Genomic DNA, 24452 nt, shown 5'->3' on the forward strand with positions numbered 1-24452 from the left:
AAATCATCATCAGATTTTCTTATACTGTGCCTTCTGCCAGCTTCTGCGCACAAATACGATTACGACCGGATTTCTTCGCCTGAATCATATAATCGTCGGCTTCCATCAATAGTTGGTTAAACAGATCCGTTACTTTCGAGGCTCCGATCGGTTGGCTCTTCAGGCCCATGCTGATGGTCAGCTGGATTTTGTTCTGCCCCCAGGTAAAGATCTGCGATTCGATGCCCTGGCGAATCCTCTCCGCCAGAATCGTTCCTTCCAGCTCTGATGAGGTCAGCGCAGCAACCGCAAACTCTTCCCCGCCAATGCGCGCCACCATGCCCTGGTCATCCACCAGTTGCCGCACCTGTTGGGCAAACTGGGCCAGTACGCAGTCGCCGCACTCATGTCCCCAGCGATCGTTAATCTGTTTAAAGCTATCGATATCCAGCACCATGACGGTTAATAGCTTGTCTGACGACAATGGTTGACGTTTTAGCGCTTCGCTTAACCCCGAGCGAGAATAGACCCTGGTCTGGAAGTCAAAATCAGCGCGCAGCGCCAGCTGTTTTACGAGGTTATTAATCGCCTCGACGCTGGAGGCGACAATCACCGGGCTAATCAACATCGCCGCGATCCCCAGACGCGTTGAGAACAGTTGCCACGGCTGCATCCGGGCATCAGGCGAGAGATGGATAAGCGAGTTGGCCACCAACAGGATTTCGCTAATCCCGGTGATGAAAGTCAGCAGGCAGGTCAGCGGTAATGGGTAGCGAATCGCACACCAGATCAGCGCCGGTAGCGGGAAAGTAATGCTTCCCGCGCCGCCCACCGCGACCCCTAGCGCTATCGACAGCACCAGCGCAATCGCCGGTAACAGCTGGCGCAGGCGAAAACGGCCGAACGCAGATGGGAGCGTAAGGGTTAAAATAAACGGCAGGATCAGCACGGCGGTAGAGAACTGTTCGCTAAACCAGTCAGCCAGTTGGGGAATAAAAGTGGCGCGTTCAACGTCTACCGATCCCAGCGCCCCCACAGCGGCGCACAACAGCGCCGCCAGCAGGCAGTAGCAAAACAGGCTTAGCGCATTAATGGGTCCCGGCATCGAATCTGCACGCCGCTTATCCCACAAAATGAGCTGTGCCAGGGTGACAATAAAGACAATATTGGAGAAATTAATCAGGAATGAGGCAAATCCCATTCCCCAACGCGAGGTTAAACCGTCATATACCAGCATAGCGGCAAAACAGACGGCATAGAAATAACTGCGATTTAGCCAGATATAACGCGCAAAAATCCCCGCCATTACCGCATTTAGCGGCCAGAAGAACGACAGCTCTTGCACCAGGCGCAGCATCGCGCCCAAAAAATGCAGGAGTAACGTTAAAGTGAACAGCACCAGCGCATCGCGCACGGGTTGTTCCTCACGAAACAGCGAGAATGACCGAATCGACAGTGGAAACATTCATGATTATCCGTCTAATTGTTTCAGGCAATTATTATGTTAATAATTAGTTAGCGGCTCATCATATCATGAGAATAATTATCAGGCATACACCGACGCCTGATGAATTATGGCCCTACGTGGTTGGGAGAATTCATCTGCAGAACCAGCCAGTGGTGAATCACCTGCACCACGTAGCGCTGCTCTTCTTCGCTGAGGCCGCGCCCCTGCGGGATCGCGTGCCACTTTTCCAGACAGCCACGGCAGCAGGTTGCGGTCGCATGCTGGGCAATAAACACCGGATGCCCGCGCATCGGCGTCTGTTTGCCGTCGTTAGGAATTTTCGCAGGCGCCAGCCGCTTCGCGATAAAATCCGCCGCGTGCTGGTCGATAACTTCCGCCCCCTTGTCATAACAATACTGTCGTTCTTTGACGCCGAGGTGAAAACGGGAACGAAAAGTCGAACGCTGTAACCGGGTAAACAGGCTTTCTATTGGCACCATCAGAACACCGACCTTCCCAATCTCTGAGTGAGTTTCTCCAGTAAAGCGATACCAGCCAGCGAGTTCCCGGCTTCATCAAGCTCCGGGCTCCAGACCGCAATCGCCATCTCCTGCGGGACGATGGCCACAATCCCGCCGCCGACGCCGGATTTGGCGGGTAAACCGACGCGCCAGGCAAATTCACCGGCGTTCTGATACATGCCGCTGGTCATCATCAGCGCGTTGACCTGCCGCGACTGAATCGGCGCGATAACCGGCGTCTCAAGGTGCGGGGCAATGCCGCGGTCGGCAAGAAACAGAAAGGTTCGCGCCAGCTCCACGCAGCTCATTTCCAGCGAACAGTAATGGAAATAGTTTTGCAGCACCGTAGCGACATCATTATGGAAGTTACCGAAAGATTTCATCAGCCACGCGATAGCGGCATTGCGCGCCGAATGGTCAAACTCTGAGCGAGCGACTACCGTGTCGTAGGCGATATCGCTCACCCCGCTCAGGCGACGAACAATTTCCAGCATCCGCTGACGCGGCGCGCTAAGGCGACTTTGCAGCATATCGCAAACCACCAGCGCTCCGGCGTTAATAAACGGGTTGCGCGGCTTGCCCTGTTCAATTTCCAGCTGCAATAGCGAGTTAAAAGGCTGGCCGGAAGGGTCCTTGCCTACGCGCTGCCAGATTTCCTCTTCCTGGTAGTGGTTCATCGCGACCACCAGGCTCAGGACTTTGGAGATAGATTGAATGGAAAAACGCTCGTGCGCATCACCAGCGCTATAGTGCTGACCGTCCACCGTACAGATGGCAACACCGAGCTTATCGCCGCTGACGCTGGCCAGCGCCGGAATATAGTCCGCCACTTTACCACGTCCAATCAGCGGCCTGACGTCAGCCAAAATGGCATCGAGCATTGCGTTATTTATTACCGTCGCCACGCGCGGCTCCTTGCCAACAACAAAATTCGGGCGGTAATTATAGGCGCACACGGAGTGAAGAAACAGCCTCTTTCTCTCCCTTCGGACCACACTTCAACGTTCACCGCTGATAAAAAACACATTCAGCCAACGTTACGGGTAATATAAAAGCATGCTGATAATTCCACCTCAACAAGGAAGCAAAGGGTTAATTCAATGGGCAAATCGCATACCGAAGTCAGTAAATTTTTAAGCTACGTATTACGCCACCAGCCAGAAGCCATTGGCCTGGTGCTCAATAGTGAAGGCTGGGCGGATATCGACGCATTGATTGCCTGCGCGGGAAGAGAAGGCGTAACGCTCGACAGGCCGCTTATTCAATCAGTGGTTGAAAGCAACGATAAAAAACGTTTTGCCATCTCAGCCGATGGTCAGTATATCCGTGCCGTTCAGGGGCACTCCTCCCGGCAGGTTGACATCACTTTTATTGCGGCAACGCCTCCTGAGTTTTTATTCCATGGCACCGCAACGCGATTTATTGATGCGATTCGTGAGCAGGGGTTGATTCCCGGTTCCCGGCAATATGTGCATTTATCGGACAATGCAGCGACCGCCGCTGAAGTGGGAAAACGTTACGGTAAGCCGATGGTATTAAAGATCAACGCCTTATCAATGCACGAGCAAAAGATTGCGTTTTATCAGGCAGAGAATGGGGTTTGGTTAACCGCGGCGGTGCCGGTGAAATTTATTGCAGCATGGAACCATCCCGAAGGCGGTGCCTGACGCGCCTGATCCAGGCTACAAAACCTACAAACCGCATAGACCCGTAGCCCGGGCGGGCGCATCGCGCCGCCCCCGGGCAGTTGTATGGTTAGCGACGGTCTTTCCACACGGTCTGCACGTTGCAGAACTCATGCAGGCCGAAGTGGGATAGCTCACGACCAAATCCGCTTTTCTTCACCCCGCCGAACGCCACACGGGCATCGCTGGCGCAGTAGCCGTTGATAAACACTCCCCCGCACTCCAGCTCGCTGGCGAAACGCTGAGCCTGCTCCTCACTGGTGGTATAAACCGTCGCAGAGAGGCCAAATTCACTATCGTTTGCCAGCGCCAGCGCGTGGTTGGCGTCTCGAGCTTCGGTGATAGTCGCCACCGGGCCAAACAGCTCCTGACGGAAACCCGTCATCTCAGAGGTGACGTTCCCCAGCACCGTTGGCGCATAGTAATTACCCGCGCCTTCGATTTTCTCCGCCCCCAGCAACAGCGTTGCGCCTTCTTTTAAGGTTGCAAGCACCTGCTCATGCAGCTCATCGCGCAGGTCGAAGCGCGCCATTGGCCCGACATAGTTCTGCTCATCGCGCGGATCGCCCATTTTCAGCGCGGCGACGGCGGCAACGAATTTCTGCGTAAAGGCGTCAGCAATCCCCGCTTCAACGATAAAGCGTTTTGCTGCGGCGCAGACCTGCCCGGTATTCTGATAACGACCAATCACCGCGGCTTTTACCGCCTCGTCGAGGTCGGCGTCGTTCAGCACGATAAACGGATCGGAGCCACCCAGCTCCAGCACGCATTTTTTCAACGCCGCGCCGGCCTGCGCACCAATAGCCTTCCCGGCCCGCACGCTGCCGGTGACGGTCACGGCGGCAATACGCGGATCGTTAATCATCTGCGAAACGCCGTCGTTAGTAGCATTAACCCAACCAAACACGCCGGTCGGGACGCCCGCTTGTGCGAAGATCTCACCAATTATCGCCGCGCTGCCCATCACGTTCGGCGCATGTTTGAGCAAATAGCTGTTACCTGCCAGCAGAATCGGTACCGCACCGCGCAGCACCTGCCACACCGGGAAGTTCCACGGCATGATAGCCAGAATGGGACCCATCGGGCGGAATTCAATCACCGCTTTATTGTCTTCAACCAGAGTCGCTTCGGTATTCAGCATCGCCGGACCATGCTCGGCATACCAGTCGCAAAGATTGGCTGATTTAGCGACTTCGCCGCGCGCCTGGGCAATCGGCTTGCCCATCTCAAGGCTAATCATTTGCGCCAGCTCTTCAGCGCGGACACGCATTGCGCTGCCGACGTTACGCAGCGCCGCCGCGCGGTTCGCCACGCTGACGTTGCGCCACTGGCGATAACCCTGGTCCGCAAGGGCAATCGCTGAATCAACCTGTTGTTCGGTCGCCCACGGCAGAGACGACACCATTTCACCTGTCGTCGGATTCACGGAAACCGCATGAGTTGCAGATAAATTCATCGTTTTTCTCTCTGTGTTGATTGCGAAGTGACCTTATTCTGGCTTACCCTACCGTTCATTAAAAATGAATAATATTAAGCAACTCATTCACGAAAGAAGAATACTATGGACCTGACCCAGCTTGAGATGTTTAACGCTGTCGCCAGCACCGGCAGTATTACCCAGGCCGCGCAGAAGGTGCATCGCGTGCCGTCTAACCTCACTACGCGTATTCGCCAACTGGAGGCAGATCTCGGCGTCGAGTTGTTTATCCGCGAAAACCAGCGCCTGCGCCTGTCGCCCGCCGGGCATAGCTTTTTACGCTATAGTCAGCAAATTCTGGCCCTCGTTGATGAGGCACGCATGGTCGTTGCCGGGGATGAACCCCAGGGGCTGTTTTCGCTCGGATCGCTGGAAAGTACCGCAGCCGTGCGTATCCCTACTACGCTGGCGCACTTTAATCAGCGCTACCCAAAGATTCATCTTGCCCTCTCCACCGGTCCCTCCGGCACCATGATCGACGGCGTTCTTGAAGGCAATCTTAGCGCGGCCTTTGTTGACGGTCCGGTGGTGCATCCGGGTCTTGAAGGGCTACCGGTGTTCCCGGAAGAGATGATGATCGTAGCACCAATGGGCCACCCGCCCATTGCTCGTGCCAGCGAAGTGAACGGAGCCAGCGTCTACGCGTTTCGCGCCAACTGTTCCTATCGACGTCATTTTGAGAGCTGGTTTCATGCCGATCGCGCCACGCCGGGTCGAATTCACGAAATGGAGTCCTATCACGGGATGCTGGCTTGCGTGATTACCGGGGCCGGACTGGCGCTGATCCCGCGCAGCATGCTGGAGAGCATGCCGGGCCATCAGCAGGTCTCCGCCTGGCCGCTGGCCGAAGAGTGGCGCTGGCTAACGACCTGCCTGGTCTGGCGTCGTGGAGCAAAAACTCGTCAGCTAGAAGCGTTTATAGCGCTGCTGAACGAAGATCGGCAAGCAGCTGTTTCTCCATTAAGATGAAATGGTAAGAGACTGACCTATTGTGCCCGCATTTTCCCGGAGGCGGCGCATGACGCGCCTTGTCCGGGCTACAAAATCCGCAAACCTTGCAACAAATTCGCACGATGCACCTGTCGTAAGGTAGCCCGGACAGATGCGCAGCATCGCCTCCGGGAAACTCGACAATCTTCTGCGCTCTTTTCCCGGGGGCGGCGCTTGACGCGCCTTGCCCGGGCTACGGGCACTTAACCACCATAGCTTTAACTTATAGCTTGCGCCCCCCCTTGCGCTACCCCCTTGAGGCGCAGTAATTTTGCGACACGATGTCTGTTATCAGGAAAAAATGATGAATACCAAAGCGCGTAAGGTGATGATTATCGGGGCCGGGAACGTCGGTGCCTCTGCGGCCTATGCCCTGTTGAACCAGAATATTTGCGAAGAGCTGATCCTCGTTGATCTGAACAAAGCCCGCGCCGAAGCTCACGCTCAGGATCTGAGCGATGCGGCGGCCTATATGCCAGGAATGATGACCATCTCCTCACGGGAAGCCAGCGACTGCGCCGATGTCGATATCGCGGTAATCACCGTTTCCGGCGGCGCGCTCAAACCGGGCCAGACGCGCCTTGACGAGCTGACCAACACGGCGAAAATCGTCAAAAGTATCATCCCGCAGATGATGAACGGCGGCTTCAACGGCATCTTTCTGATTGCCACTAACCCTTGCGACATTATCACCTGGCAGGTGTGGCAACTTTCAGGCCTGCCGCGCAGTCAGGTACTGGGCACCGGCGTCTGGCTGGATACCACCCGCCTGCGCCGGGTGCTGGCCCAGGAGCTGGACATCGGCGCGCAAAGTATCGATGCCTTTATCCTCGGCGAACATGGCGATACCCAGTTTCCGGTGTGGTCGCACTCGGCGGTCTACGGTTCAGCCATCGGCGACGTTTATCAAAAACATACCGGCAAAGCGTTGGACCGGGAGCTGATTGCCGAAAAAGTTCGCAAGCTGGGATTTGAGATTTACGCGGGTAAAGGCTGCACCGAATACGGCGTCGCCGGGACCATCGCTGAGATCTGCCGCAATATTTTCACCGGCAGCCATCGCGCGCTGGCGGTGTCGTGCATTCTTGATGGCGAGTATGGCGTGAGCGGCGCGGCGGCAGGCGTTCCTGCCGTACTGACGCAAAGCGGCGTGCAGCAGATTATTGAATTGCAATTAGCCGACGACGAGGCGGAGAAGTTCCGCCACTCTATTGAGGTGATTAAAGCCAATATCGCCCGTTTGCCGTAATCCGCGCTCCCGGCTAGTCAGCAATGATCAGCCGGGGATGAATATGCGCTAAGACCTCGCGCGTCTCTTCCGGCAGATGATTATCGGTGATGATATCGGTTAACGAGTCGAGATGGGTGATGTTAAACAGCGACCAGGCGCCGTATTTTGAGCTGTCCGCCAGCAGAATGCGCCGCCGGGCGTTCGCGATCAGGTCGCGTTTAAGTGCCGCTTTTTCTTCCGTTGGTGAAGTGACCCCCTTCTCCAGATCCCAGCCGTTGCAGCTGACAAAAGCCAGGTCAGGCCAGATATTTTGCAGCAGGCGGCGACCATGATCGCCAATACAGGACTGGCTGCTGTCATCAATGCGCCCGCCGATAATGGTCACTTCGATTTGCTTGAATTCGGATAAAAACAGAGCGATATGCAGATCGCTGGTGATCACTCGCAGCGGCAGATGAGTAATTTGCCGGGCAAGTTCAATCATCGTCGTCCCGGCATCAAGAACAATCGCGTCCCCGGCCTTGACTAACGCCGCCGCCGCGCTGGCGATGGCGTATTTTTCCTGCAGACTGCGCTGGGATTTTTCCTGCGTCGTCGGCTGGGAAGGAATAAACCGGTTAAGGGTCACGCCGCCGTGGGTTCGGCTGATTACCCCTTCCTGATCGAGTTTAATCAGGTCGCGGCGAATCGTCGCAGGCGACGCATTGGTCACCGCAACCAGCTGGTCGACTGTCACCAGATTATGGCTCTTCAGAAAATCCATAATCTGCTCTAACCGGTTATATCCCTTCATGTTATTCCTGTGCGATTTGCATGGCGAGCTCAATAGAGGTAGCCATGCTGTCAGACTTAGCTTTACCTGTCCAGGCAATATCAAACGCCGTGCCGTGGTCTGCGGATGTACGAATAAACGGCAGTCCGGCCGTAATATTCACCCCATCATAAAACCCGAGCAGTTTTAGCGGGATATGCCCCTGATCGTGATACATCGCCACCACCATATCAAACTGTCCTTCGTGGCACTGCATAAATACCGTATCCGGCGGGCACGGGCCGGTCACGTTCAGCCCCCTGGCCTTCATGGCCTCAACCGCCGGGCCAACGATGCGGATCTCTTCATCACCAAACAGGCCGTTTTCCCCGGCATGCGGGTTCACCCCAGCGACGGCAATGCGCGGATTGCTGAAACCCACCCGACGCAGGAAGCTGTCGGCGATACCCATCACCGTCTCAACGCGCGGCTGATTCAGGTTATCGAGGAATTTACGTAGCGCCACGTGAGTGGAGATATGGATAACTTTGAGTTTATCGGTATACAGCACCATGGCGTAGTCTTTGGTTTGCGTCAGATGCGCCAGCATTTCGGTATGCCCTGGGAAATTGTGCCCCCCCAGATGCAGCGCCTCTTTGTTCAGCGGCGCGGTAGCAATCGCAAAAACCTCACCGGCCATTGCCAGCTCGGTGGCTCGCTTAATGCAGCGGTACGCCAAATCCCCCGCCTGCGCCTGCACTTCCCCGGCGCGTAGCCCCGCCGGGTCGGCCAGCGGCTCGTCGATAACGTTAATGGTGTCCGGACTAAACTGCGCCTGCCCCGGATTATCAATGATTCGCAGCTCGGCGCGCGGGGTTATCTCCATCGCCAGAATCCGCCGCAGCGTCTGCACGCAGCCCACCACCACCACCGGCGCGCCGTTCAGTTTCCCCTCAATCAGGGATTTGATAATAATTTCCGGGCCAATGCCTGCCGGGTCACCCATCGTTACCGCAATGATGTTAGTCACTCATTTTCTCCTCAATAAAGTTCACGACTTCCAGCAGGGTCGTTTCCGTTCCGAATCCGCCTGCCTTGGTCATTACCGGCCACTGCCAGCAACTACCCAGAAAATTGCCGTACGGCACGCATTGCGCCACCCGACCTGTAATATGAAATCCGCTTGCGCCCAACGCCTGCGCGACGGCGATAGCCACGTCGCCGCCGGATAAATAGAGCGCTCCCGGCTGGCTTTGCGCGATGGCCAGTTCGCTGACCTGTGCCAGATAGGCGCAGATACGCTCGCCAAGCGCAGTACGGTCGACCCCGTGCCGCTGGCACAGGGCTTCAATGCTTTTTCGTGCTTCACTATCGGGGCGAGTGGTGACGACACAATGATTGTTTTCGCTCAACACCGCGATAATACGCTGAGCATCAAGTAAGGCATCGCCGCCAAAGGCCATGGCGACATCGATTTCTACCCGTGTGACGCGGGGATGCGCCTCAAGGCAGGCGACCTGCTGTTGAGCGATTTCGCTCATCGAGCCGACAACTGCCAGCAATGGACCGTGCCGCACAACGGCCAGGCTTCGCGCCAGGGCATCGCACAGTCCCGCAGACCCCACCAACAGCGCCCGCTGCGCTGATTCCGCCACGGCCATGATAATGACGTCCAGTTGAGCGTTATCATCTGCATCCACGATCAGCACGCGCGGTTCATTAACGGTTTGCGCCAGCGCATCCTCCAGCGTATCGACTGTCACCCGTGAACAGCGCGCATTGCTTTGCTGCGCCACCACGGTGGCGATATCCGCGCTGCTGACCGGCGTTTTTGGGTCGGTAGCAAACTCGGTTTCATCGACCGGCACACCGTGCACATAGCACCTGCCCTGTCGCGTCACCCGGCCTGCCGCCGGGAAGGCAGGAGCCAGCACCGCAATCGGGCAGTTGAGCGCCGTCATTGCCGCGTCCAGTTCAGCGCCAAGATTCCCGCGCAGCGTGGAGTCGATTTTTTTCACTGTCCAGCGTGGCTGAAAACGCGGCAAGGTCGTCTGTAGTAAATGTGTGACGCGCCTTGCTGCTTCTGCTGCGGGCTGTGCGCGGCTATCGCTATTAAGGATCAGCGCCTGCGCCTCTCCCTGATAGCTGGCGGCAAACGCGACTTCCGCCCGCATTCCCACCTCCGCCAGGCTGACCCCGGCGTCATTAGCGCCGGTGAAATCATCCGCCAGAACCAGCACCTTGTTATCACCGCTGCCCATCGTTTTCCCTTTTCTCGCTGTTCGAAATTGATAATGATTATATTCAATCACAATTGATTAAATGTGAGCAAGCTCAAGTTATTAAACCGCCGTATAAATTATAACTTCACCCCACAATGTGAGTGACCCGAATAACAGATGATTAAATTTAATCATCCATAAGACAGGAGAAAGAAGTGGCAACCATTAACAGTACTCTGATTAGCGGCGCGGGCGCATTTACCGCCTTGCTTCCGCTGCTGACAGGCAAACAGCGTGTTCTGCTGGTCACCGATGCCAACGTTGGCAAGCTCGATGCAGCACGGCAGATCCGTGCAATTCTGGAAGATGAGGGCCGTCAGGTACAGGTGATTGACTCTGTACCCGCCGAGCCGAGCCAGCACGATATGGCGCACATTCAGAGCCTGGTTGGCGCTACCCGGCCGGAGCTGATTGTGGGGATTGGCGGCGGCAGCGTCCTGGATGTGACCAAGCTGCTTTCCGTCCTGCTGCATCCCTGCTCGCCGGGGCTGAATGCGCTGCTTGAAGGTGAAAAGCCGCAGCAAAAAGTGACATCTTTATTAATTCCCGCGACAGCCGGAACCGGCTCAGAGGCCACGCCGAACGCGATCCTGGCGATCCCGGAACAGAATACGAAGGTGGGGATTATCTCCCCGGTGCTGCTGCCGGACTACGTTGCCCTGCTACCGGAACTGACCACCAGCATGCCCGCGCATATCGCCTCCTCTACCGGTATCGACGCGCTGTGTCATCTGATTGAGTGCTTTACCTCAACCGTTGCCAACCCGGTCAGTGATAACGCGGCGCTGATTGGCCTGCGCAAACTGGTACGCAATATCGAGCTTTCGGTGACCGAGCCGCAGAATCTGACCGCAAAGCTGGAAATGCTGTGGGCCTCATATTATGGCGGCGTGGCGATTAACCACGCGGGCACCCATCTGGTGCATGCCCTTTCCTATCCGCTGGGCGGCAAGTACCACCTGGCGCACGGCGTGGCTAACGCCATCCTTCTGGCACCCTGTATGAAGGTGGTGCGTCCGCACGCGGTGGCAAAATTTGCCGAAGTCTGGGATCTGATCCCTGACGCCGACCTGACGCTCAGCGAAGAAGAGAAATCTCATGCGCTGGTCGAGTGGCTTGCCGCACTGGTAAAACGCCTGCAACTGCCCGACAACCTGGCCGCGCTGGGCGTCCCGCAAGAAAGCATCGGAGAACTAAGTGAAGCGGCGCTTAACGTCAAACGCTTAATGAATAACGCGCCGTGCAGCGTTAACCAGGAGCAGGTCCAGGCGGTCTACCGCACCCTGTTTCCAGAACAATAACACCAGGGAAGAAATGATAATGAGCAATGCAATTACCGGCGTACTGACCGCCATCGTGACACCTTTTTCCGCCGATGGCGCAGTGAACATTCCGGCGCTGAAGCATCAGGTCCAACGCCAGCTGGTCGCCGGCAACGGTATTTTCTGCGGCGGCACCAACGGCGAGTTCTTTGTCCTCAATGAAGCTGAGAAAATCGCCGTCGCTAAAGCCTGCGTCGAAGAAGTGGCCGGCCGCGCGCCGGTCGTGGCGCATATCGGCGAGGTGTCGACTCGTGAAACCATCCGTTTAGGCAAACAGATTGAAAAACTGGGCGTTGACGCAGTATCGGTGATCACGCCGTGGTTTGTGCCGCTGAAGCAAGATGAGCTTATCACCCACTACACCGCCATCGCTGACGCCCTGAGCGTTCCGGTATTTCTCTACAACATACCGGCGCGTACTGGCAACACCATCGAACCGCAGACCGCGCGCACGCTGGCAAAACATCCGAACATTATCGGCGTCAAAGATAGCGCAGGCAGCTACGAAAGCCTGAAAGGTTTCCTTGATGCGGTGCGGGATATCACCGATTTTGACGTGCTGAACGGCCCTGACTCGCTGATTCATCAGGGCTTCGTTGACGGCTGCTCCGCCTGTATTTCCGGGCTGGCCAACGTTGCGCCGAAAGAGATCAACGCCATCTGGGCAAATTTTAAAGCGGGCGATATTGACGGCTCCCGTCAGGCTCAGGAGAGCGTGACCGGACTGCGTACCGATTTGTATAAAGTGGCGTTCTCGCCGGCCGCGGTGAAAAAAGCACTGCAGCTAATGGGCCATGAGGTTGGCGACAGCCGCTATGCGGTCAGCTTTACGCCAGCGCAGTGTGAGCAAATTAAACAGGTTATTGCTAAATATATTTCCTGACGATAACAGAAATAACTCCGGTGCTGTTTTAAACGAAAAGCAACACCGACAAGATTCAAGATTATATACCCTAAATAATTCGAGTTGCAGGAAGGCGGCAAGAGAGCGAATCCCCAGGAGCTTACTGGAGTAAGTGACTGGGGTGAGCGAGTGCAGCCAACGCGCATGCAGCTTGAAGTATGACGGGTATATACGACGTCTTACGTAGCGTAAGGGATGTTTTCAATGTTTATATGGATGCTTGACCCTGAAATATGGTTGACGCTGGTTACGCTCACCTTTCTGGAAATCATTCTTGGGGTCGATAATATTATTTTCCTCTCGCTGGTGGTAGCAAAACTTCCGCCACATCAGCAAAATATTGCCCGTAAGTTGGGATTAAGTGGCGCAATGGTCATGCGCGTGTTATTGCTGGTGTCGATTGCCTGGCTTGCACACATTACGGTTCCGTTGTTTACCATTGCAAATTTTGTGGTGTCGGTGCGCACGATCATTCTATTTGTTGGCGGTTGTTTCCTTATTTACAAATCGCTGCAGGAGATCCGCGGCGAACTGATGCAGGAAGAGGAGTCGCACGGCGGCAGTCAGCGTCAGCTCTCACTGGCAGGCGCTATCGTGCAGATCATGCTGCTGGATATTGTCTTCAGCCTGGATTCGGTTATTACGGCGGTCGGTTTGTCACAACATATTTTCATTATGATTACAGCGGTCATTATTGCCGTGGGGATCATGATGTTCGCGGCCAAAACCATCGGCGATTTTGTTAATAACACGCCGACCATGAAAATGCTCGCATTAACGTTTTTGTTACTCGTGGGAGTATTATTAGTCGCCGACAGTCTGGAAATTCATATTGCAAAAGGCTATCTCTATTTTGCTATTTTCTTCTCTTTGACGGTAGAGACACTCAATATCGTTCGTAACAAAAAAATCATTAAAGCTTCGCAGCAGGAAGAAGCTTACGACTCATTACAGCTCAATAAATAAGAACCCTACTGAAATAACGGAGTATGAATATGTCTGTAACCGCAATTCGTGACGGAATCATTTCTCAGGATGCACAAGATGCGCGCGTGGAAACCGCGATGCTACCGTCATCCTGCCCGCAAAACCATGCGGCCAACCTGCTGCCGCTGCCGGACGGCTCGCTGATGTGCGTGTGGTTCGGCGGTACCCAGGAAGGCGTAGCCGATATTTCGGTGTGGGGCTCGCGCCTGCCGCCCGCAAGCCGCCAGTGGAGCGATGCGGTCAAATTGTCCCACGATGCCAGCCGCTCCGAACAGAACCCAGTGCTGTTTCTGGCTCCGGATAACGTGCTGTGGTTACTGTGGACCGCGCAGATCTCCGGCAACCAGGATACCGCCATTGTGCGCTATCGTCAGTCGACCGATCTGGGCCAGACCTGGGGCGAGATTGCCACCCTGCTCGACAAACCCGGTACCTTTATTCGCCAGCCGATTACCGTTCTGAACAACGGTAACTGGCTGCTGCCAGTGTTTTATTGCCGCACTCAACCGGGCGAAAAATGGGTGGGTAACGATGATATCAGCGCCGTCAAAATTTCTTCTGACCAGGGCAAAACCTGGCGCGACGTTGAAGTGCCGCAAAGCCTCGGCTGCGTGCATATGAATATCACCGCGCTGCCGAGTGGCGTGCTGGTGGCGCTATTTCGCAGCCGCTGGGCCGACAACATCTACTACAGCCAATCGGTAGATAATGGCGAAAGCTGGTCGGTACCGGAACCCACCGAACTGCCGAACAACAACTCTTCTATTCAGGTGACTACCCTTGCCAGCGGCGAACTGGCGCTGGTGTTTAACCATATGAGCGCCGCTGGTGCCCTGGAGCGTCGCGCGTCCCTTTACGATGAAATCGACGATGGCGATAACAGCCGCAAAGAGCCGGAAGTCACCAGCGGCCGCTCGGCATTCTGGGGCGCGCCGCGTGCGCCAATGACCGTCGCTATTTCCGCCGATGGCGGTAAAACCTGGCCGTGGCAGCGCAATCTCGACGAAGGCGACGGCTACTGCATGACCAACAACTCGCTGGATAAACGCAACCGCGAATTCTCCTACCCGAGCATCAAACAGGGCGCTGACGGCACGCTGCACATTGCCTATACATGGTTCCGTCAGGCGATTAAATACGTGCACGTTTCACCTGAATGGGTGAAGGAGTCCACGCAATGATCGTTGGAAACCTTGACGCCCTGCCGCTGGCAGGGCTTCCCCCCGTGCTATGGGACATTCTTTCTCACCCGGAGACCACCCTCAAGGCATTAAACGCCAGGGAGGACGGTCGCTGGCAGCCGGAGGGCTGCCGCTGGTACTGCAATATCGGCGAGGCGCACACACAACCGGCCGCGCAACGCCACACCGAGTATCACCATCAGTGGGCGGATATTCAGGTCATGCTGTCGGGCTGCGAGGTGATTAATGCGGGAATGCGCAGCGTCGTGTGCGCCGAGGATGAGGAACTCAGGCCAGACCTGTTTATCACTCATGCTTGCCAGCATTCAGTAGCCATTACCCTGCGCGCCGGTGATTTTGCGGTCTTCCTGCCTGGCGAACCCCATCAGGCGCTGTGCGCGCCAGGCGCTCCGGCAGCAGTACGCAAAGCCGTGTTTAAAGTGCCGAGCGACATGCTGGAAGGGTAAATAATAAGGAGAAACAACAATGACAATGGAAATGATTCTGGCGCTGGGCATTCTGGTGCTAATGATAGTGCTTATCATGTCGGACAAAATGGCCTTTGGCGCCCCGCCGCTGCTGGCCTGTCTGCTTTTGGTTGTGACAGGGCTCTCCAACGTTCAGCAAGCCTTTGCCGGGTTTGTAAACTCAAGCGTTATCATGATCGCCGGATTTATGGTGGTGATGGCGGCGCTACAGAAAACGCGGCTCATCGGCAACGTAAAATCCGCGATGGTCAGTCTGGTCAATAAAGGCAGCTACAAGAGCTACGCTCTGCTGTTGGTCATCGTGATGATTGGCGCCAGCCTGGCGGGTACCGGCTCAACCGGTTATTACGTACTGATTCTGTCGCTGGTATCAACGATCCCTTATAGCAAGAAGTTACCAACCTCAAAGCTCATGATGCCTTTGGGCTTTGCGACCAACCATCCATTATTCCCGGTTAACGTCGCGCTGCTGTTTGGCGTCACCGCAACCGTGCTGCAAACCGCTGGCTTCACCGCAGAGATTTCGATGGTGAAATTTGCGCTGGTCAATCTGGTGATGTCGCTGGCCTTTTTGGCCTGGTGCCTGATCTCATACCGTTTTTTACCCGATCACCCCATTGCCGATGCTTCTGAGGAAGCAATGGCGGTGCGTGAAGAGGAAACCGTGACGCTGCCTGCATGGAAAGAGTACTGCACCGTCGGGGCATTTGCCGTTAGCGTTATCGGTATGATGCTGATGAATCAGCTTGGCAATATCGCCTATGTGGTTCCTGGCCTTGCCGCCGCATTTGTAATGACGATTAACGTCGTTGATTTCAAAGAAGTTCGCGACCATATGGGCGCGCCGGTTATCCTGATGATGGCGGGGGTTATTGGCGTTGCCGATGCGCTGGCGGGCACCGGATTTACGGCGATGGTGGGTGATGCAGTCGCGGGAGTTCTCGGCGCTAACGTATCTCCGTTCGTGTTTATTTTTATCTTTGCGCTGCTGACCAGTACCTGCGCCACCTTTACCGGTTCGAATATGGGTTCGGTGTATATCTTCGCCCCGATTGCCATCGCCGCCTGTACCAGCCTTGACCTCAACCCAACCGCTGCCGCTATTGCCGTGGTTATTTCAGGCTGGAACGGCGGCTATATGCCAATTGACGGGATGCCGGCCATGATTCTGGGAATGGGTAAATATAAACTGCCGGAGTTCTGGATATTCTCCGTGCCAATGTATTTAATTCGTATTCTGGCATTATGCGTCGGCGCTATTGTGATATTTCCGATGTAATTATTAAATAAATACAGTTCTGGTATGAACCGATAGTGGCTCTGATTTTTCGTAGAGTACGCAGGATACTTTCGCCCGCAATGCCTTGCCGGGCATGGGATCGACTGATTTATTGCCGATCCCGTCTTATTTTATTGACTATTTAGCGTAGCCTTATCACACCGTTTAAATACGTCACCGCCTGACCACCCATTAATACTCTTCCCCCTTTCAGCTCGCAGCGAATATCGCCACCGCGTGCTGAAACCTGCCGCGCGAGCATGTGGGTTTTGCCCAACTTCGCGCTCCAGTATGGAATGAGCATGGTATGCGCAGAACCGGTTACCGGATCTTCCCATACGGCTTCACCCGGTGAGAAAAAGCGGCTGACAAAGTCATATTCACCGTCGCCTGCAGCGGTAACCGTCACTTTATGTTCTCCGGGGATCATCGCCGAAATATTTGGCCGCACGGCTTCCACCTGCTCACGAGACGCCAGTTCGATAACCCATGCACGCCCTTTACGGGCGTGCAGGTAGCTATCAATCCCCAGCGCAGAGAGCATATCCGCAGGCGGCTCATGCTCTTCAGTTTCTCCAGACGGGAAATCCAGAGTGAGCCAGTCGCCTTCTCGGCTCACGGTCAAACGACCGGAAGCCGTAGCGAAATGAACCGCCGCATCGGGAAAATCAAGGTGATGAAAAATCACGTGCGCACTGGCAAGCGTGGCATGACCGCAGAGATTGACCTCGTTGCGGGTGGTAAACCAGCGCAGCGCAAAACCATCACTTTCGGGCACCACAAATGCGGTTTCCGACTGGCTATGTTGCTGAGCCATTTTTAGCAGCAAGTCGTCTGGTAGCCACTTATCGAGCAGACATACCGCCGCTGGATTACCGGCAAAAGGCTGCTCGCTGAAAGCCGCAACCAGATACACAGGGATGTCTGTCACCGGTCCTCCTTAACGCAGCGTAATCGTGCCAATTAAATAGGTCGTCGCCTGACCACCGATAAGCACCCTTTCGCCCCGCCACTGGCAGCGCAGATCGCCGCCGCGTGCCGAAAGCTGACGCGCCTGCATTTCCGTTTTGCCGAGCTTTTCACCCCAGTACGGGATCAGCATGCTGTGCGTTGAACCGGTTACCGGATCTTCCGATATCGACTCACCAGGGCAGAAGAAGCGGCTGACAAAGTCATATTCTTCATCCGCGGCGCTAATGCAGACCATTTTGCCCAGTTGCTGAAGTCGCTGCATATCCGGACGCACGGCTTCAACCTGCTGGCGGCTGCTTAAAATCACCAGATAATCGCGCGCCACGCGAACTTCCTGCGCTTCGCTTACCCCCAGACCGGCAAATAGCTCCGCTGGCGGTTGCTCAACGACCGTCGTCGCCCAGGCCGGGAAATCCAGCGTCAGCCAGTCGCCGCTGCGCGTTACGCGAAGTTCGCCGACAAAACGGGTGCTGAATACAATCGTCGATGACGGATGGTCAAGATATTCAAAAATGACGTGCGAAGCCGCAAGTGTAGCGTGGCCACAAAGGTTAATCTCATACTGGGTGGTAAACCAGCGCAGCTCATACCCTTCATCCGAACGCACGAAAAACGCCGTTTCTGACTGATTATGCTGCTGGGCCATTTTCAGCAGCGTTTCGTCCGGTAGCCATTCGGTCAGTGGGCAAACCGCCGCCGCGTTGCCGCCAAAGCTCTGGTTGCTGAACGCATCGACCAGATAAAAATCAATTTCCTGCATTATTTTGCCCTTTCATTTTTTTTACTTATCGACAACATGACATAAACGAACGAAATGCACACGTTTTATAGAAAAATTAATCTGTTAGTTTCTTTAACCACCCCAAAACAAAAATGAGACACAGGTCACAAAATGATTGTATTTGCAGCAGCAATCGTTTTAAGATCGTCCCACTTCTTTCCTCTTAGTAACCAGCCCTGAATTTATGATGACAAATACGGTTTCACGCAAGGTCGCGTGGCTTCGCGTAGTCACGCTTGCGATTGCGGCATTTATCTTTAATACCACCGAGTTTGCGCCCGTGGGCCTGCTGTCGGATATCGCCGATAGCTTCGGCATGGAAACGGCGCAGGTTGGGATCATGCTGACCATCTACGCCTGGGTCGTCGCCCTGATGTCGCTGCCTTTTATGCTACTGACCAGCAAGATGGAGCGCCGTCGCCTGCTGGTAGGGCTGTTTATTTTGTTTATTGCCAGCCACGTGCTGTCGTTTCTGGCATGGAACTTTAACGTGCTGGTTATCAGCCGTATTGGTATCGCTTTTGCCCATGCGGTGTTCTGGTCGATAACCTCAGCGCTGGCTATTCGTATGGCCCCGCACGGCAAGCGCGCTCAGGCACTGAGCCTGATTGCTACCGGTACCGCGCTGGCAATGGTCTTCGGTATTCCGATTGGCCGTATCGTCGGGCAATACTTTGGCTGGCGAACCACCTTCCTGGTGATTGGCCTTGGCGCGCTGGTAACCCTGGCTTGCCTGGTCAAACTGCTGCCCAAACTGCCGAGCGAGCACTCTGGTTCATTGAAAAGCCTGCCGGTGCTGTTCCGTCGCCCTGCGCTGCTCAGCATCTATCTGCTGACGGTGATTGTGGTCACCGCTCACTATACCGCCTACAGCTATATTGAACCCTTTGTGCAGACGGTAGCCGGTTTAAGCGGTAACTTCGCCACCGTGCTGCTGCTGACTCTTGGCGGTGCGGGTATTGTCGGCAGCATCCTGTTTGGTAAGCTTGGCAACCGCCATGCTTCCGGCCTGATCAACGCCGCCATCGGCCTGCTGCTGGCCTGCCTGCTGCTGCTGTTACCTGCGTCGCATAACGCCAACCATCTGATGCTACTCAGCGTCTTCTGGGGCGTGGCGATTATGATTATTGGCCTGGGCATGCAGGTGAAGGTCCTGGCGCTGGCGCCGGATGCCACCGACGTGGCGATGTCGCTGTTCTCGGGGATCTTTAATATCGGTATCGGCGCTGGCGCGCTGGTCGGCAGTCAGGTCAGTACCCAGCTTTCGATGGCCTCCATTGGCTATGTCGGAGCGATCCCGGCGCTGGTCGCGCTGGTGTGGGCTATCGTGATTTTCCGCCGCTGGCCGGTGTCACTGGAAGATCAGCAACCGCACCACTCCTGATTATTTGAGTAAAAAAGCCTGCCGGTCGCAAGAAAGGCAGGCTTATGCTGCTAACAGACTTGTCTGTCTCTTACATCCCTTAATGCTGGTATTTCCACTCCGCAAGCTTCGGCAAAAGCAGCCTCGGCACCCGCAGTCAGCGGTGTATTCCAGGGGAGAGTTCGCCACGGACTACCGTTCTGCTTCAGCAGATTGTTAAGCGCTTTTTTAAACAGGTAATGAGAAATCATGTGTCGTTTATCCGTAGACTTCCAGTACCAGCGAGCCAACAGAAACTGCTGCGCCACTTCATGCCAGCTGTGGTACTGCTCCTGTACGCGCACCGCCGCCAGCGTCGCAAAGCTGACCATTTCCCGTTCGCTAATATAGCCAACCTGCGCGCCGCAGTTGCATAGCATCACAAAGCGCACCATATCCCAGGCGCAGAAGTTCACCTGACGAACGTTGCGCCGATTTTTTCTCGCCACCCGCAGTTGCCACAGACGCTCTTTGGCATCGCTACCTAATTTTGCATCGTGCTTTAATTGCCGCGAAAAAGCGGCATACTCTTCAGCCGGGATTTTACTATCGCGTTTAATTTGCTCTTCATAATCGACGCGGTGCCCCGCCTGAAGCAGACTGAGAAGCTGTTCAAGCAGCGTTTCACGGTCATAAACGCCCCACATACCGGCGAGAGATTCCACTTCATTCTGGTATTGTTTGCGGGCCTCTTGTGGATCGCTATCCACGACCCGTTTAGCCCAATGGTAGTCGCTGACTATCGCATAAGGCGCGCCGACGGCCATCGCCCAACGTTCCGAGGCTGGCATCCCATGCAAAGACTCATCTTCGCACAGCGCTCTAAAACGTCGATGTCCACCAAAAACCACCCCGTAGCCTATCCAGAAAAGAACCACCAGCCCCAACAGCACGAGTATGGTAAGCGTATAAAGCGCATATTTGCCAATCCGTAACCAGGCACCTGGCTCCGAAAAAACCGGTTTAGACAGGGTTACCTCCATTGAAGAACCGGCCAAAGTCGCGGGCTCGGCTATTGAACCTGTGCTTTTTTTAACCGGTGCGGGGTAATTCTTTTGTTGCTCCTCAGCCCGCTGATATAAAGCGGTCAGTTGATTGTCGACATCATCCGGGAGCCGCCCGGTTTTCTCGTATTCACGTAAAAGAGACAAATCTACGGCACTAATACGCCATTTCTTGTCGTCGCCCCGCAACAGATCCAGCGGAACGCTCTTTATACTAAAAGAAAATGACGCCTCCGTTTGTGCATGATCGCCATCAACAACCGTCGAATGAATATGATTTAAAGCAGGAAAGCGTTTGGTGCAGGTTTTGGGGGATTCTTGCCAAAACTCTTGTAGAGGACCGACAAGCGCGGGAGTAAACACATCTTGCAACTGCGCCTTACGATCGCCCGCCGACTTTTGCTCTGAGTTTCGGTTGAGTACATTGGCGCCAGGCTTAATTTGTTGATTACACAGCACAAGGTGCGCCTGTGCCACCACGTGAGAAATTGCCGACCTGTCCTGCGCCAGTTGATCGCCGATCTGCGCTTTCTCGCTATTATCACTACTATCGCAGGCGGTAAAAAAAATGAGGGGGGCTAACAGAAGGATGTTCTTAATAGAGGAAAAACGGCTCATTTATCAAATCCATATCGCCTTAACGGCAAAATCCATATATTGAAATAAAACGCCTGCTTCTCAGATACAGCGCGCAGCCGCATCATGCCTGATGCGGCTTTTCCCTTCCCTGAGGTCGGGCGGCCAGTATATTACGCCCCTACGTGATAAGTGGAAATAATCTCCAGCACACCATTAATAATAAACTGCACGCCCATACAGACAAGCAGGAAGCCCATCAGGCGGGAAATGGCTTCAATGCCGCCCTTACCTACCAGACGCATAATCGCCCCGGAGCTGCGCAGGCAGCCCCACAGGATGATCCCGACTAAAGCAAACGTCACCGGTGGCGCTACCAGCACCACCCAATCCGGGAAGTTAGCGCCGTGCTTTACCGTCGACGCTGAACTGATAATCATGGCGATAGTGCCCGGACCTGCGGTGCTCGGCATCGCCAGCGGGACAAAAGCAATATTGGCCGTCGGTTCGTCTTCCAGCTCTTCTGATTTCAGCTTAGCTTCCATCGAATGATGCGCTTTCTGCTGCGGGAACAGCATGCGAAAGCCTATAAAGGCGACGATCAGACCCCCGGCAATACGCAGCCCGGGAATCGATATTCCGAAGGTGTTCATCACCACCTGACCGGCATACCATGCGACCATCAGGATGGCGAACACATAGACCGAGGCCATCAGCGACTGGCGATTACGCTCGGCATTATTCATATTCCCGGCCAGGCCCAGGAACAGCGCTACGGTGGTCAGCGGGTTCGCCAATGGTAGAATCACTACCAACCCCAGGCCTATCGCTTTAAAAAGATCCATCATAGTGAATTAAGGTCCTGTAAATTATTGGATTATCAAAAAATGTCGCATGCGGAGTATATCGTCTGTTGCCCGATTGTACCCGTTCCCCGGTAAACGCATTCATCATTCAGTTAAATCATAAGACAACAAGGCACAGTAGAGTGACCTGCATCACAACTATTCGTTTTAGCAAATCGTGTCATCGGGCAATTCATCAGGTTGACTTATATTTGCCTAGGCAATAATATCTGCCGCAACTAAGTCATTGCCTGGGCAACCATCGTGAAAAGTACAAGTGACCTGTTTAACGAAATGATCCCCCTTGGTCGCTTGATCCAGATGGTTAACCAGAAGAAAGATCGTCTGCTCAACGACTACCTCTCACCGATGGATATTACGTCCACCCAGTTTCGGGTGCTCTGTTCCATTCGTTGCGAAGTGTGTATTACCCCCGTTGAGCTGAAAACCGTGCTCTCGGTCGACCCAGGCGCAATGACGCGCATGCTCGATCGCCTGGTCTGTAAAGGCTGGATTGAACGGTTACCCAACCCCGCTGACAAGCGTGGCGTACTGGTGCAGCTAACATCAGACGGCGCAGCCCTTTGTGAGCAATGTCATCAGGTTGTGGGTCAGAAATTGCACCAGGAACTAACAAAAAATCTGTCGGCAGACGAAGTGGCCACTCTTGAGTGTTTGCTCAAAAAAGTTCTGCCGTAATAAGAAGAGGTAAGATGATGTCCAGACGCAATAACGACGCCATCACTATCCATAGTATTTTGTCGTGGATCGAGGATAACCTGGAATCGCCCCTGTCGCTGGAGAAGGTTTCAGAGCGTTCAGGTTACTCCAAGTGGCACCTGCAAAGAATGTTTAAGAAAGAAACCGGCCACTCGCTGGGCCAGTATATTCGCAGTCGTAAGCTGACCGAGATAGCGCAGAAGCTCAAGCAGAGCAACGAGCCTATCTTATACCTGGCAGAGCGTTATGGCTTTGAATCGCAGCAAACGCTGACGCGGACTTTCAAAAACTACTTCGATGTTCCGCCGCACCAGTACCGCATGACTAACGTGCCGGGCGAGTCGCGCTACCTGCTCCCACTGAATAACTGTTGTTAACCGCCTGCAAAAAGACGTATTGAGGAAATCATGAAACTATTCGCTTCCGCCGCCATCGTGCTATTGGCGCTGGTCTCCAGCCAGAGTTTCGCGGAGCAAACCACCACTCCGGTTCGTCACAACAATCGGGATGCGATGATTATTCCTTCCGAACATAATGATTCGCCGTTTGATTTCAATCACATGGCCTCGGGCAGTGATAAATCAGATGAACTTGGCGTACCGTATTACAACCAGCAAGGCCTGTAAAATCCCTTTTAGCCCCGGCAACGGGGCTTTTTTTATCCTCGCGCTATACCCGGCCGCACGATCCGCAGGCCGAACACGTTGATATACAGCCCGGCCATAATCAGCACCGCGCCCAGCAATTGCACACCGTTTAGCGTCTCGCCGAGCAGCAGCGCGGCGCTGGCCATCCCGACCACCGGCACCAGCAGCGACAGCGGCGCCACGCGCCAGGTCTCATAGCGTCCGAGTAGCGAACCCCAGATCCCGTAGCCAACAATGGTGGCAATAAACGCCAGGTACAGCAGCGACAGGATTGTCAGCAGGTCGATATGCAGCAGGCTTTCCACCATCACCTGCGGGCCATCGAGGAACCACGAGGCCAGCATAAACGGCAGCACCGGGATCAGCGCGCTCCACACCACCAGCGACATAATCGGCGGCCTGCTCGCATGCGACATGATTTTTTTGTTGAAAATATTGCCGCAGGCCCAGCTCAGCGCCGCCGCCAGCGTCAACATAAAGCCCACCAGCGGTACGTGCTGGCCGCCAAGGCTGGCTTCAACCAATACCAGTACCCCAAAAATCGCCAGCGCGATTCCCGCCACCTGTTTACCCTGTAAACGTTCGCCAAAGATAAATGCCCCGAGAATAATGGTGAAGAAGGCCTGAGCCTGCAGCACCAGCGATGCCAGCCCGGCAGGCATGCCCAGGCTAATGGCGCAAAACAGAAATGCAAACTGACCGAAGCTAATCGTCAGCCCGTAGCCCAGCAGCAGGCGCAGCGGGATCTTTGGCCGAGCGACAAACAGCAGCGCCGGAAAGGCGACCAGCAAAAAGCGTAGTCCGGCGAGCATCAGCGGCGGCATGTTATGCAGCCCCAGCTTGATCACCACGAAATTCAGCCCCCATACCACCACGACCAGCAATGCCAGCAGCCCGTCTTTACGCGTCATACCCTGCCTCGGTTGTTATTGGAATTTTTGTGAACAAAATCAAACTACAGAATAATTCGACCGCCGCCTA

At 54.9% G+C, this 24452-nt stretch carries 25 protein-coding genes; 13 read left to right on the forward strand and 12 right to left on the reverse strand.

The window, feature by feature from the left end; all coding sequences use genetic code 11:
• Nucleotides 1-19: 19 nt before the first annotated feature.
• From FN082_RS20005 to glsB, 3 genes are all read right to left on the reverse strand, one after another.
• Nucleotides 20-1444: a GGDEF domain-containing protein gene (locus FN082_RS20005; RefSeq protein ID WP_180349620.1), complete on the reverse strand. Its 1425-nt coding sequence runs from the start codon at nucleotides 1442-1444 to the stop codon at nucleotides 20-22.
• Nucleotides 1445-1551: 107 nt separating this feature from the next.
• Nucleotides 1552-1926, reverse strand: a complete 375-nt coding sequence (locus FN082_RS20010; RefSeq protein ID WP_139539909.1) for a DUF4186 domain-containing protein — start codon at nucleotides 1924-1926, stop codon at nucleotides 1552-1554.
• A complete protein-coding gene (gene glsB, locus FN082_RS20015) occupies nucleotides 1926-2852 on the reverse strand; it encodes a glutaminase B (protein ID WP_139539910.1) in 927 nt (308 codons plus the stop codon). The genes FN082_RS20010 and glsB overlap by 1 nt, the downstream gene beginning before the upstream one ends.
• 195 nt (nucleotides 2853-3047) lie before the next feature.
• On the opposite strand from glsB, the gene FN082_RS20020 reads away from it, so the two are divergent.
• Nucleotides 3048-3614 (forward strand): RNA 2'-phosphotransferase, encoded by a 567-nt coding sequence (locus FN082_RS20020; protein ID WP_139539911.1) that lies wholly within the window; start codon nucleotides 3048-3050, stop codon nucleotides 3612-3614.
• Nucleotides 3615-3702: 88 nt separating this feature from the next.
• Here the strand turns inward: FN082_RS20020 and sad are convergent, their stop codons facing one another.
• Nucleotides 3703-5088, reverse strand: coding sequence for a succinate-semialdehyde dehydrogenase (gene sad, locus FN082_RS20025; protein ID WP_139539912.1), 1386 nt, complete (start codon nucleotides 5086-5088; stop codon nucleotides 3703-3705).
• 105 nt (nucleotides 5089-5193) lie between these two features.
• Between sad and ptrR the strand changes: the two genes are divergently transcribed.
• Both ptrR and FN082_RS20035 read left to right on the forward strand, forming a co-directional pair.
• Nucleotides 5194-6078 (forward strand): putrescine utilization regulator PtrR, encoded by an 885-nt coding sequence (gene ptrR, locus FN082_RS20030; RefSeq protein WP_139539913.1) that lies wholly within the window; start codon nucleotides 5194-5196, stop codon nucleotides 6076-6078.
• Nucleotides 6079-6403: 325 nt separating this feature from the next.
• Entirely contained in the window at nucleotides 6404-7348 is a 945-nt protein-coding gene (locus tag FN082_RS20035; RefSeq protein WP_139540109.1) for an L-lactate dehydrogenase, read from the forward strand.
• A 13-nt stretch (nucleotides 7349-7361) separates the two neighbouring features.
• Here FN082_RS20035 and FN082_RS20040 read toward each other — a convergent pair whose 3' ends face one another.
• From FN082_RS20040 to dtnK, 3 genes are read right to left on the reverse strand one after another with little or no spacing between them, the layout of a single operon-like run.
• Nucleotides 7362-8123, reverse strand: a complete 762-nt coding sequence (locus tag FN082_RS20040; protein WP_139539922.1) for a DeoR/GlpR family DNA-binding transcription regulator — start codon at nucleotides 8121-8123, stop codon at nucleotides 7362-7364.
• A gap of 1 nt (nucleotide 8124) precedes the next feature.
• Entirely contained in the window at nucleotides 8125-9111 is a 987-nt protein-coding gene (locus FN082_RS20045) for a D-threonate 4-phosphate dehydrogenase (RefSeq protein ID WP_139539923.1), read from the reverse strand.
• Nucleotides 9104-10342 carry a D-threonate kinase gene (gene dtnK / locus FN082_RS20050; RefSeq protein WP_142982231.1) on the reverse strand — a complete coding sequence of 413 codons (1239 nt, stop codon included), beginning with the start codon at nucleotides 10340-10342 and terminating at the stop codon, nucleotides 9104-9106. The genes FN082_RS20045 and dtnK overlap by 8 nt, the downstream gene beginning before the upstream one ends.
• 176 nt (nucleotides 10343-10518) lie before the next feature.
• On the opposite strand from dtnK, the gene FN082_RS20055 reads away from it, so the two are divergent.
• The 6 genes from FN082_RS20055 (at nucleotide 10519) to FN082_RS20080 (ending at nucleotide 16524) form a co-directional block, all read left to right on the forward strand.
• Nucleotides 10519-11664, forward strand: a complete 1146-nt coding sequence (locus tag FN082_RS20055; protein WP_142982232.1) for an iron-containing alcohol dehydrogenase — start codon at nucleotides 10519-10521, stop codon at nucleotides 11662-11664.
• Nucleotides 11665-11683: 19 nt separating this feature from the next.
• Entirely contained in the window at nucleotides 11684-12568 is an 885-nt protein-coding gene (locus FN082_RS20060; protein ID WP_142982233.1) for a dihydrodipicolinate synthase family protein, read from the forward strand.
• Nucleotides 12569-12793: 225 nt separating this feature from the next.
• Nucleotides 12794-13555 (forward strand): TerC family protein, encoded by a 762-nt coding sequence (locus tag FN082_RS20065; RefSeq protein ID WP_142982234.1) that lies wholly within the window; start codon nucleotides 12794-12796, stop codon nucleotides 13553-13555.
• Between the two features lie 29 nt (nucleotides 13556-13584).
• Nucleotides 13585-14757, forward strand: a complete 1173-nt coding sequence (locus FN082_RS20070) for a sialidase family protein (protein WP_142982235.1) — start codon at nucleotides 13585-13587, stop codon at nucleotides 14755-14757.
• Complete coding sequence (locus FN082_RS20075) at nucleotides 14754-15224, forward strand: YhcH/YjgK/YiaL family protein (RefSeq protein WP_139539929.1); 471 nt, start codon at nucleotides 14754-14756, stop codon at nucleotides 15222-15224. The genes FN082_RS20070 and FN082_RS20075 overlap by 4 nt, the downstream gene beginning before the upstream one ends.
• Before the next feature lie 19 nt (nucleotides 15225-15243).
• The gene (locus FN082_RS20080; protein WP_142982236.1) at nucleotides 15244-16524 is read left to right on the forward strand and encodes an SLC13 family permease; all 1281 of its coding nucleotides are present in this window, start codon (nucleotides 15244-15246) and stop codon (nucleotides 16522-16524) included.
• Nucleotides 16525-16666: 142 nt separating this feature from the next.
• On the opposite strand, the gene FN082_RS20085 is transcribed toward FN082_RS20080, so the two are convergent.
• Nucleotides 16667-17455, reverse strand: coding sequence for a PhzF family phenazine biosynthesis protein (locus FN082_RS20085; protein ID WP_142982237.1), 789 nt, complete (start codon nucleotides 17453-17455; stop codon nucleotides 16667-16669).
• A 9-nt stretch (nucleotides 17456-17464) separates the two neighbouring features.
• Nucleotides 17465-18256: a PhzF family phenazine biosynthesis protein gene (locus FN082_RS20090; RefSeq protein ID WP_142462453.1), complete on the reverse strand. Its 792-nt coding sequence runs from the start codon at nucleotides 18254-18256 to the stop codon at nucleotides 17465-17467.
• Between the two features lie 205 nt (nucleotides 18257-18461).
• Between FN082_RS20090 and FN082_RS20095 the strand changes: the two genes are divergently transcribed.
• A complete protein-coding gene (locus tag FN082_RS20095) occupies nucleotides 18462-19661 on the forward strand; it encodes a sugar transporter (RefSeq protein ID WP_139539933.1) in 1200 nt (399 codons plus the stop codon).
• Nucleotides 19662-19711: 50 nt separating this feature from the next.
• On the opposite strand, the gene FN082_RS20100 is transcribed toward FN082_RS20095, so the two are convergent.
• Both FN082_RS20100 and FN082_RS20105 read right to left on the reverse strand, forming a co-directional pair.
• Nucleotides 19712-21301: a DUF1266 domain-containing protein gene (locus FN082_RS20100; protein WP_142982238.1), complete on the reverse strand. Its 1590-nt coding sequence runs from the start codon at nucleotides 21299-21301 to the stop codon at nucleotides 19712-19714.
• 131 nt (nucleotides 21302-21432) lie between these two features.
• On the reverse strand, nucleotides 21433-22107 hold the full coding sequence (locus tag FN082_RS20105; RefSeq protein WP_139539935.1) for a MarC family NAAT transporter: 675 nt from the start codon (nucleotides 22105-22107) through the stop codon (nucleotides 21433-21435).
• 261 nt (nucleotides 22108-22368) lie between these two features.
• Between FN082_RS20105 and marR the strand changes: the two genes are divergently transcribed.
• From marR to marB, 3 genes are read left to right on the forward strand one after another with little or no spacing between them, the layout of a single operon-like run.
• The gene (gene marR / locus FN082_RS20110; protein ID WP_139539936.1) at nucleotides 22369-22803 is read left to right on the forward strand and encodes a multiple antibiotic resistance transcriptional regulator MarR; all 435 of its coding nucleotides are present in this window, start codon (nucleotides 22369-22371) and stop codon (nucleotides 22801-22803) included.
• Between the two features lie 17 nt (nucleotides 22804-22820).
• Nucleotides 22821-23201 carry an MDR efflux pump AcrAB transcriptional activator MarA gene (gene marA / locus FN082_RS20115; protein ID WP_139540110.1) on the forward strand — a complete coding sequence of 127 codons (381 nt, stop codon included), beginning with the start codon at nucleotides 22821-22823 and terminating at the stop codon, nucleotides 23199-23201.
• 30 nt (nucleotides 23202-23231) lie between these two features.
• The gene (marB, locus tag FN082_RS20120) at nucleotides 23232-23450 is read left to right on the forward strand and encodes a multiple antibiotic resistance protein MarB (protein WP_112214277.1); all 219 of its coding nucleotides are present in this window, start codon (nucleotides 23232-23234) and stop codon (nucleotides 23448-23450) included.
• Between the two features lie 32 nt (nucleotides 23451-23482).
• Here the strand turns inward: marB and eamA are convergent, their stop codons facing one another.
• Entirely contained in the window at nucleotides 23483-24382 is a 900-nt protein-coding gene (gene eamA, locus FN082_RS20125; RefSeq protein WP_139539937.1) for an O-acetylserine/cysteine exporter, read from the reverse strand.
• Nucleotides 24383-24452 lie beyond the last annotated feature (70 nt).

It is taken from the genome of Klebsiella spallanzanii (genome assembly GCF_902158555.1).
In the GTDB taxonomy this organism is placed as follows: Bacteria; Pseudomonadota; Gammaproteobacteria; order Enterobacterales; family Enterobacteriaceae; genus Klebsiella; species Klebsiella spallanzanii.

What these genes read in the sequence shown, in the direction of transcription:
- marA (WP_139540110.1), top strand. Translation starts at nt 22,821, where the DNA reads ATGTCCAGACGCAATAACGACGCCATCACTATCCATAGTATTTTGTCG.
- FN082_RS20005 (WP_180349620.1), bottom strand. Translation starts at nt 1,444, where the DNA reads ATGTTTCCACTGTCGATTCGGTCATTCTCGCTGTTTCGTGAGGAACAA.
- dtnK (WP_142982231.1), bottom strand. Translation starts at nt 10,342, where the DNA reads ATGGGCAGCGGTGATAACAAGGTGCTGGTTCTGGCGGATGATTTCACC.
- FN082_RS20065 (WP_142982234.1), top strand. Translation starts at nt 12,794, where the DNA reads ATGTTTATATGGATGCTTGACCCTGAAATATGGTTGACGCTGGTTACG.
- FN082_RS20100 (WP_142982238.1), bottom strand. Translation starts at nt 21,301, where the DNA reads ATGAGCCGTTTTTCCTCTATTAAGAACATCCTTCTGTTAGCCCCCCTC.
- FN082_RS20035 (WP_139540109.1), top strand. Translation starts at nt 6,404, where the DNA reads ATGAATACCAAAGCGCGTAAGGTGATGATTATCGGGGCCGGGAACGTC.
- marB (WP_112214277.1), top strand. Translation starts at nt 23,232, where the DNA reads ATGAAACTATTCGCTTCCGCCGCCATCGTGCTATTGGCGCTGGTCTCC.
- FN082_RS20095 (WP_139539933.1), top strand. Translation starts at nt 18,462, where the DNA reads ATGATGACAAATACGGTTTCACGCAAGGTCGCGTGGCTTCGCGTAGTC.
- FN082_RS20075 (WP_139539929.1), top strand. Translation starts at nt 14,754, where the DNA reads ATGATCGTTGGAAACCTTGACGCCCTGCCGCTGGCAGGGCTTCCCCCC.
- FN082_RS20080 (WP_142982236.1), top strand. Translation starts at nt 15,244, where the DNA reads ATGACAATGGAAATGATTCTGGCGCTGGGCATTCTGGTGCTAATGATA.
- FN082_RS20020 (WP_139539911.1), top strand. Translation starts at nt 3,048, where the DNA reads ATGGGCAAATCGCATACCGAAGTCAGTAAATTTTTAAGCTACGTATTA.
- sad (WP_139539912.1), bottom strand. Translation starts at nt 5,088, where the DNA reads ATGAATTTATCTGCAACTCATGCGGTTTCCGTGAATCCGACGACAGGT.
- FN082_RS20105 (WP_139539935.1), bottom strand. Translation starts at nt 22,107, where the DNA reads ATGATGGATCTTTTTAAAGCGATAGGCCTGGGGTTGGTAGTGATTCTA.
- FN082_RS20060 (WP_142982233.1), top strand. Translation starts at nt 11,684, where the DNA reads ATGAGCAATGCAATTACCGGCGTACTGACCGCCATCGTGACACCTTTT.
- ptrR (WP_139539913.1), top strand. Translation starts at nt 5,194, where the DNA reads ATGGACCTGACCCAGCTTGAGATGTTTAACGCTGTCGCCAGCACCGGC.
- FN082_RS20070 (WP_142982235.1), top strand. Translation starts at nt 13,585, where the DNA reads ATGTCTGTAACCGCAATTCGTGACGGAATCATTTCTCAGGATGCACAA.
- eamA (WP_139539937.1), bottom strand. Translation starts at nt 24,382, where the DNA reads ATGACGCGTAAAGACGGGCTGCTGGCATTGCTGGTCGTGGTGGTATGG.
- FN082_RS20090 (WP_142462453.1), bottom strand. Translation starts at nt 18,256, where the DNA reads ATGCAGGAAATTGATTTTTATCTGGTCGATGCGTTCAGCAACCAGAGC.
- FN082_RS20040 (WP_139539922.1), bottom strand. Translation starts at nt 8,123, where the DNA reads ATGAAGGGATATAACCGGTTAGAGCAGATTATGGATTTTCTGAAGAGC.
- FN082_RS20010 (WP_139539909.1), bottom strand. Translation starts at nt 1,926, where the DNA reads ATGGTGCCAATAGAAAGCCTGTTTACCCGGTTACAGCGTTCGACTTTT.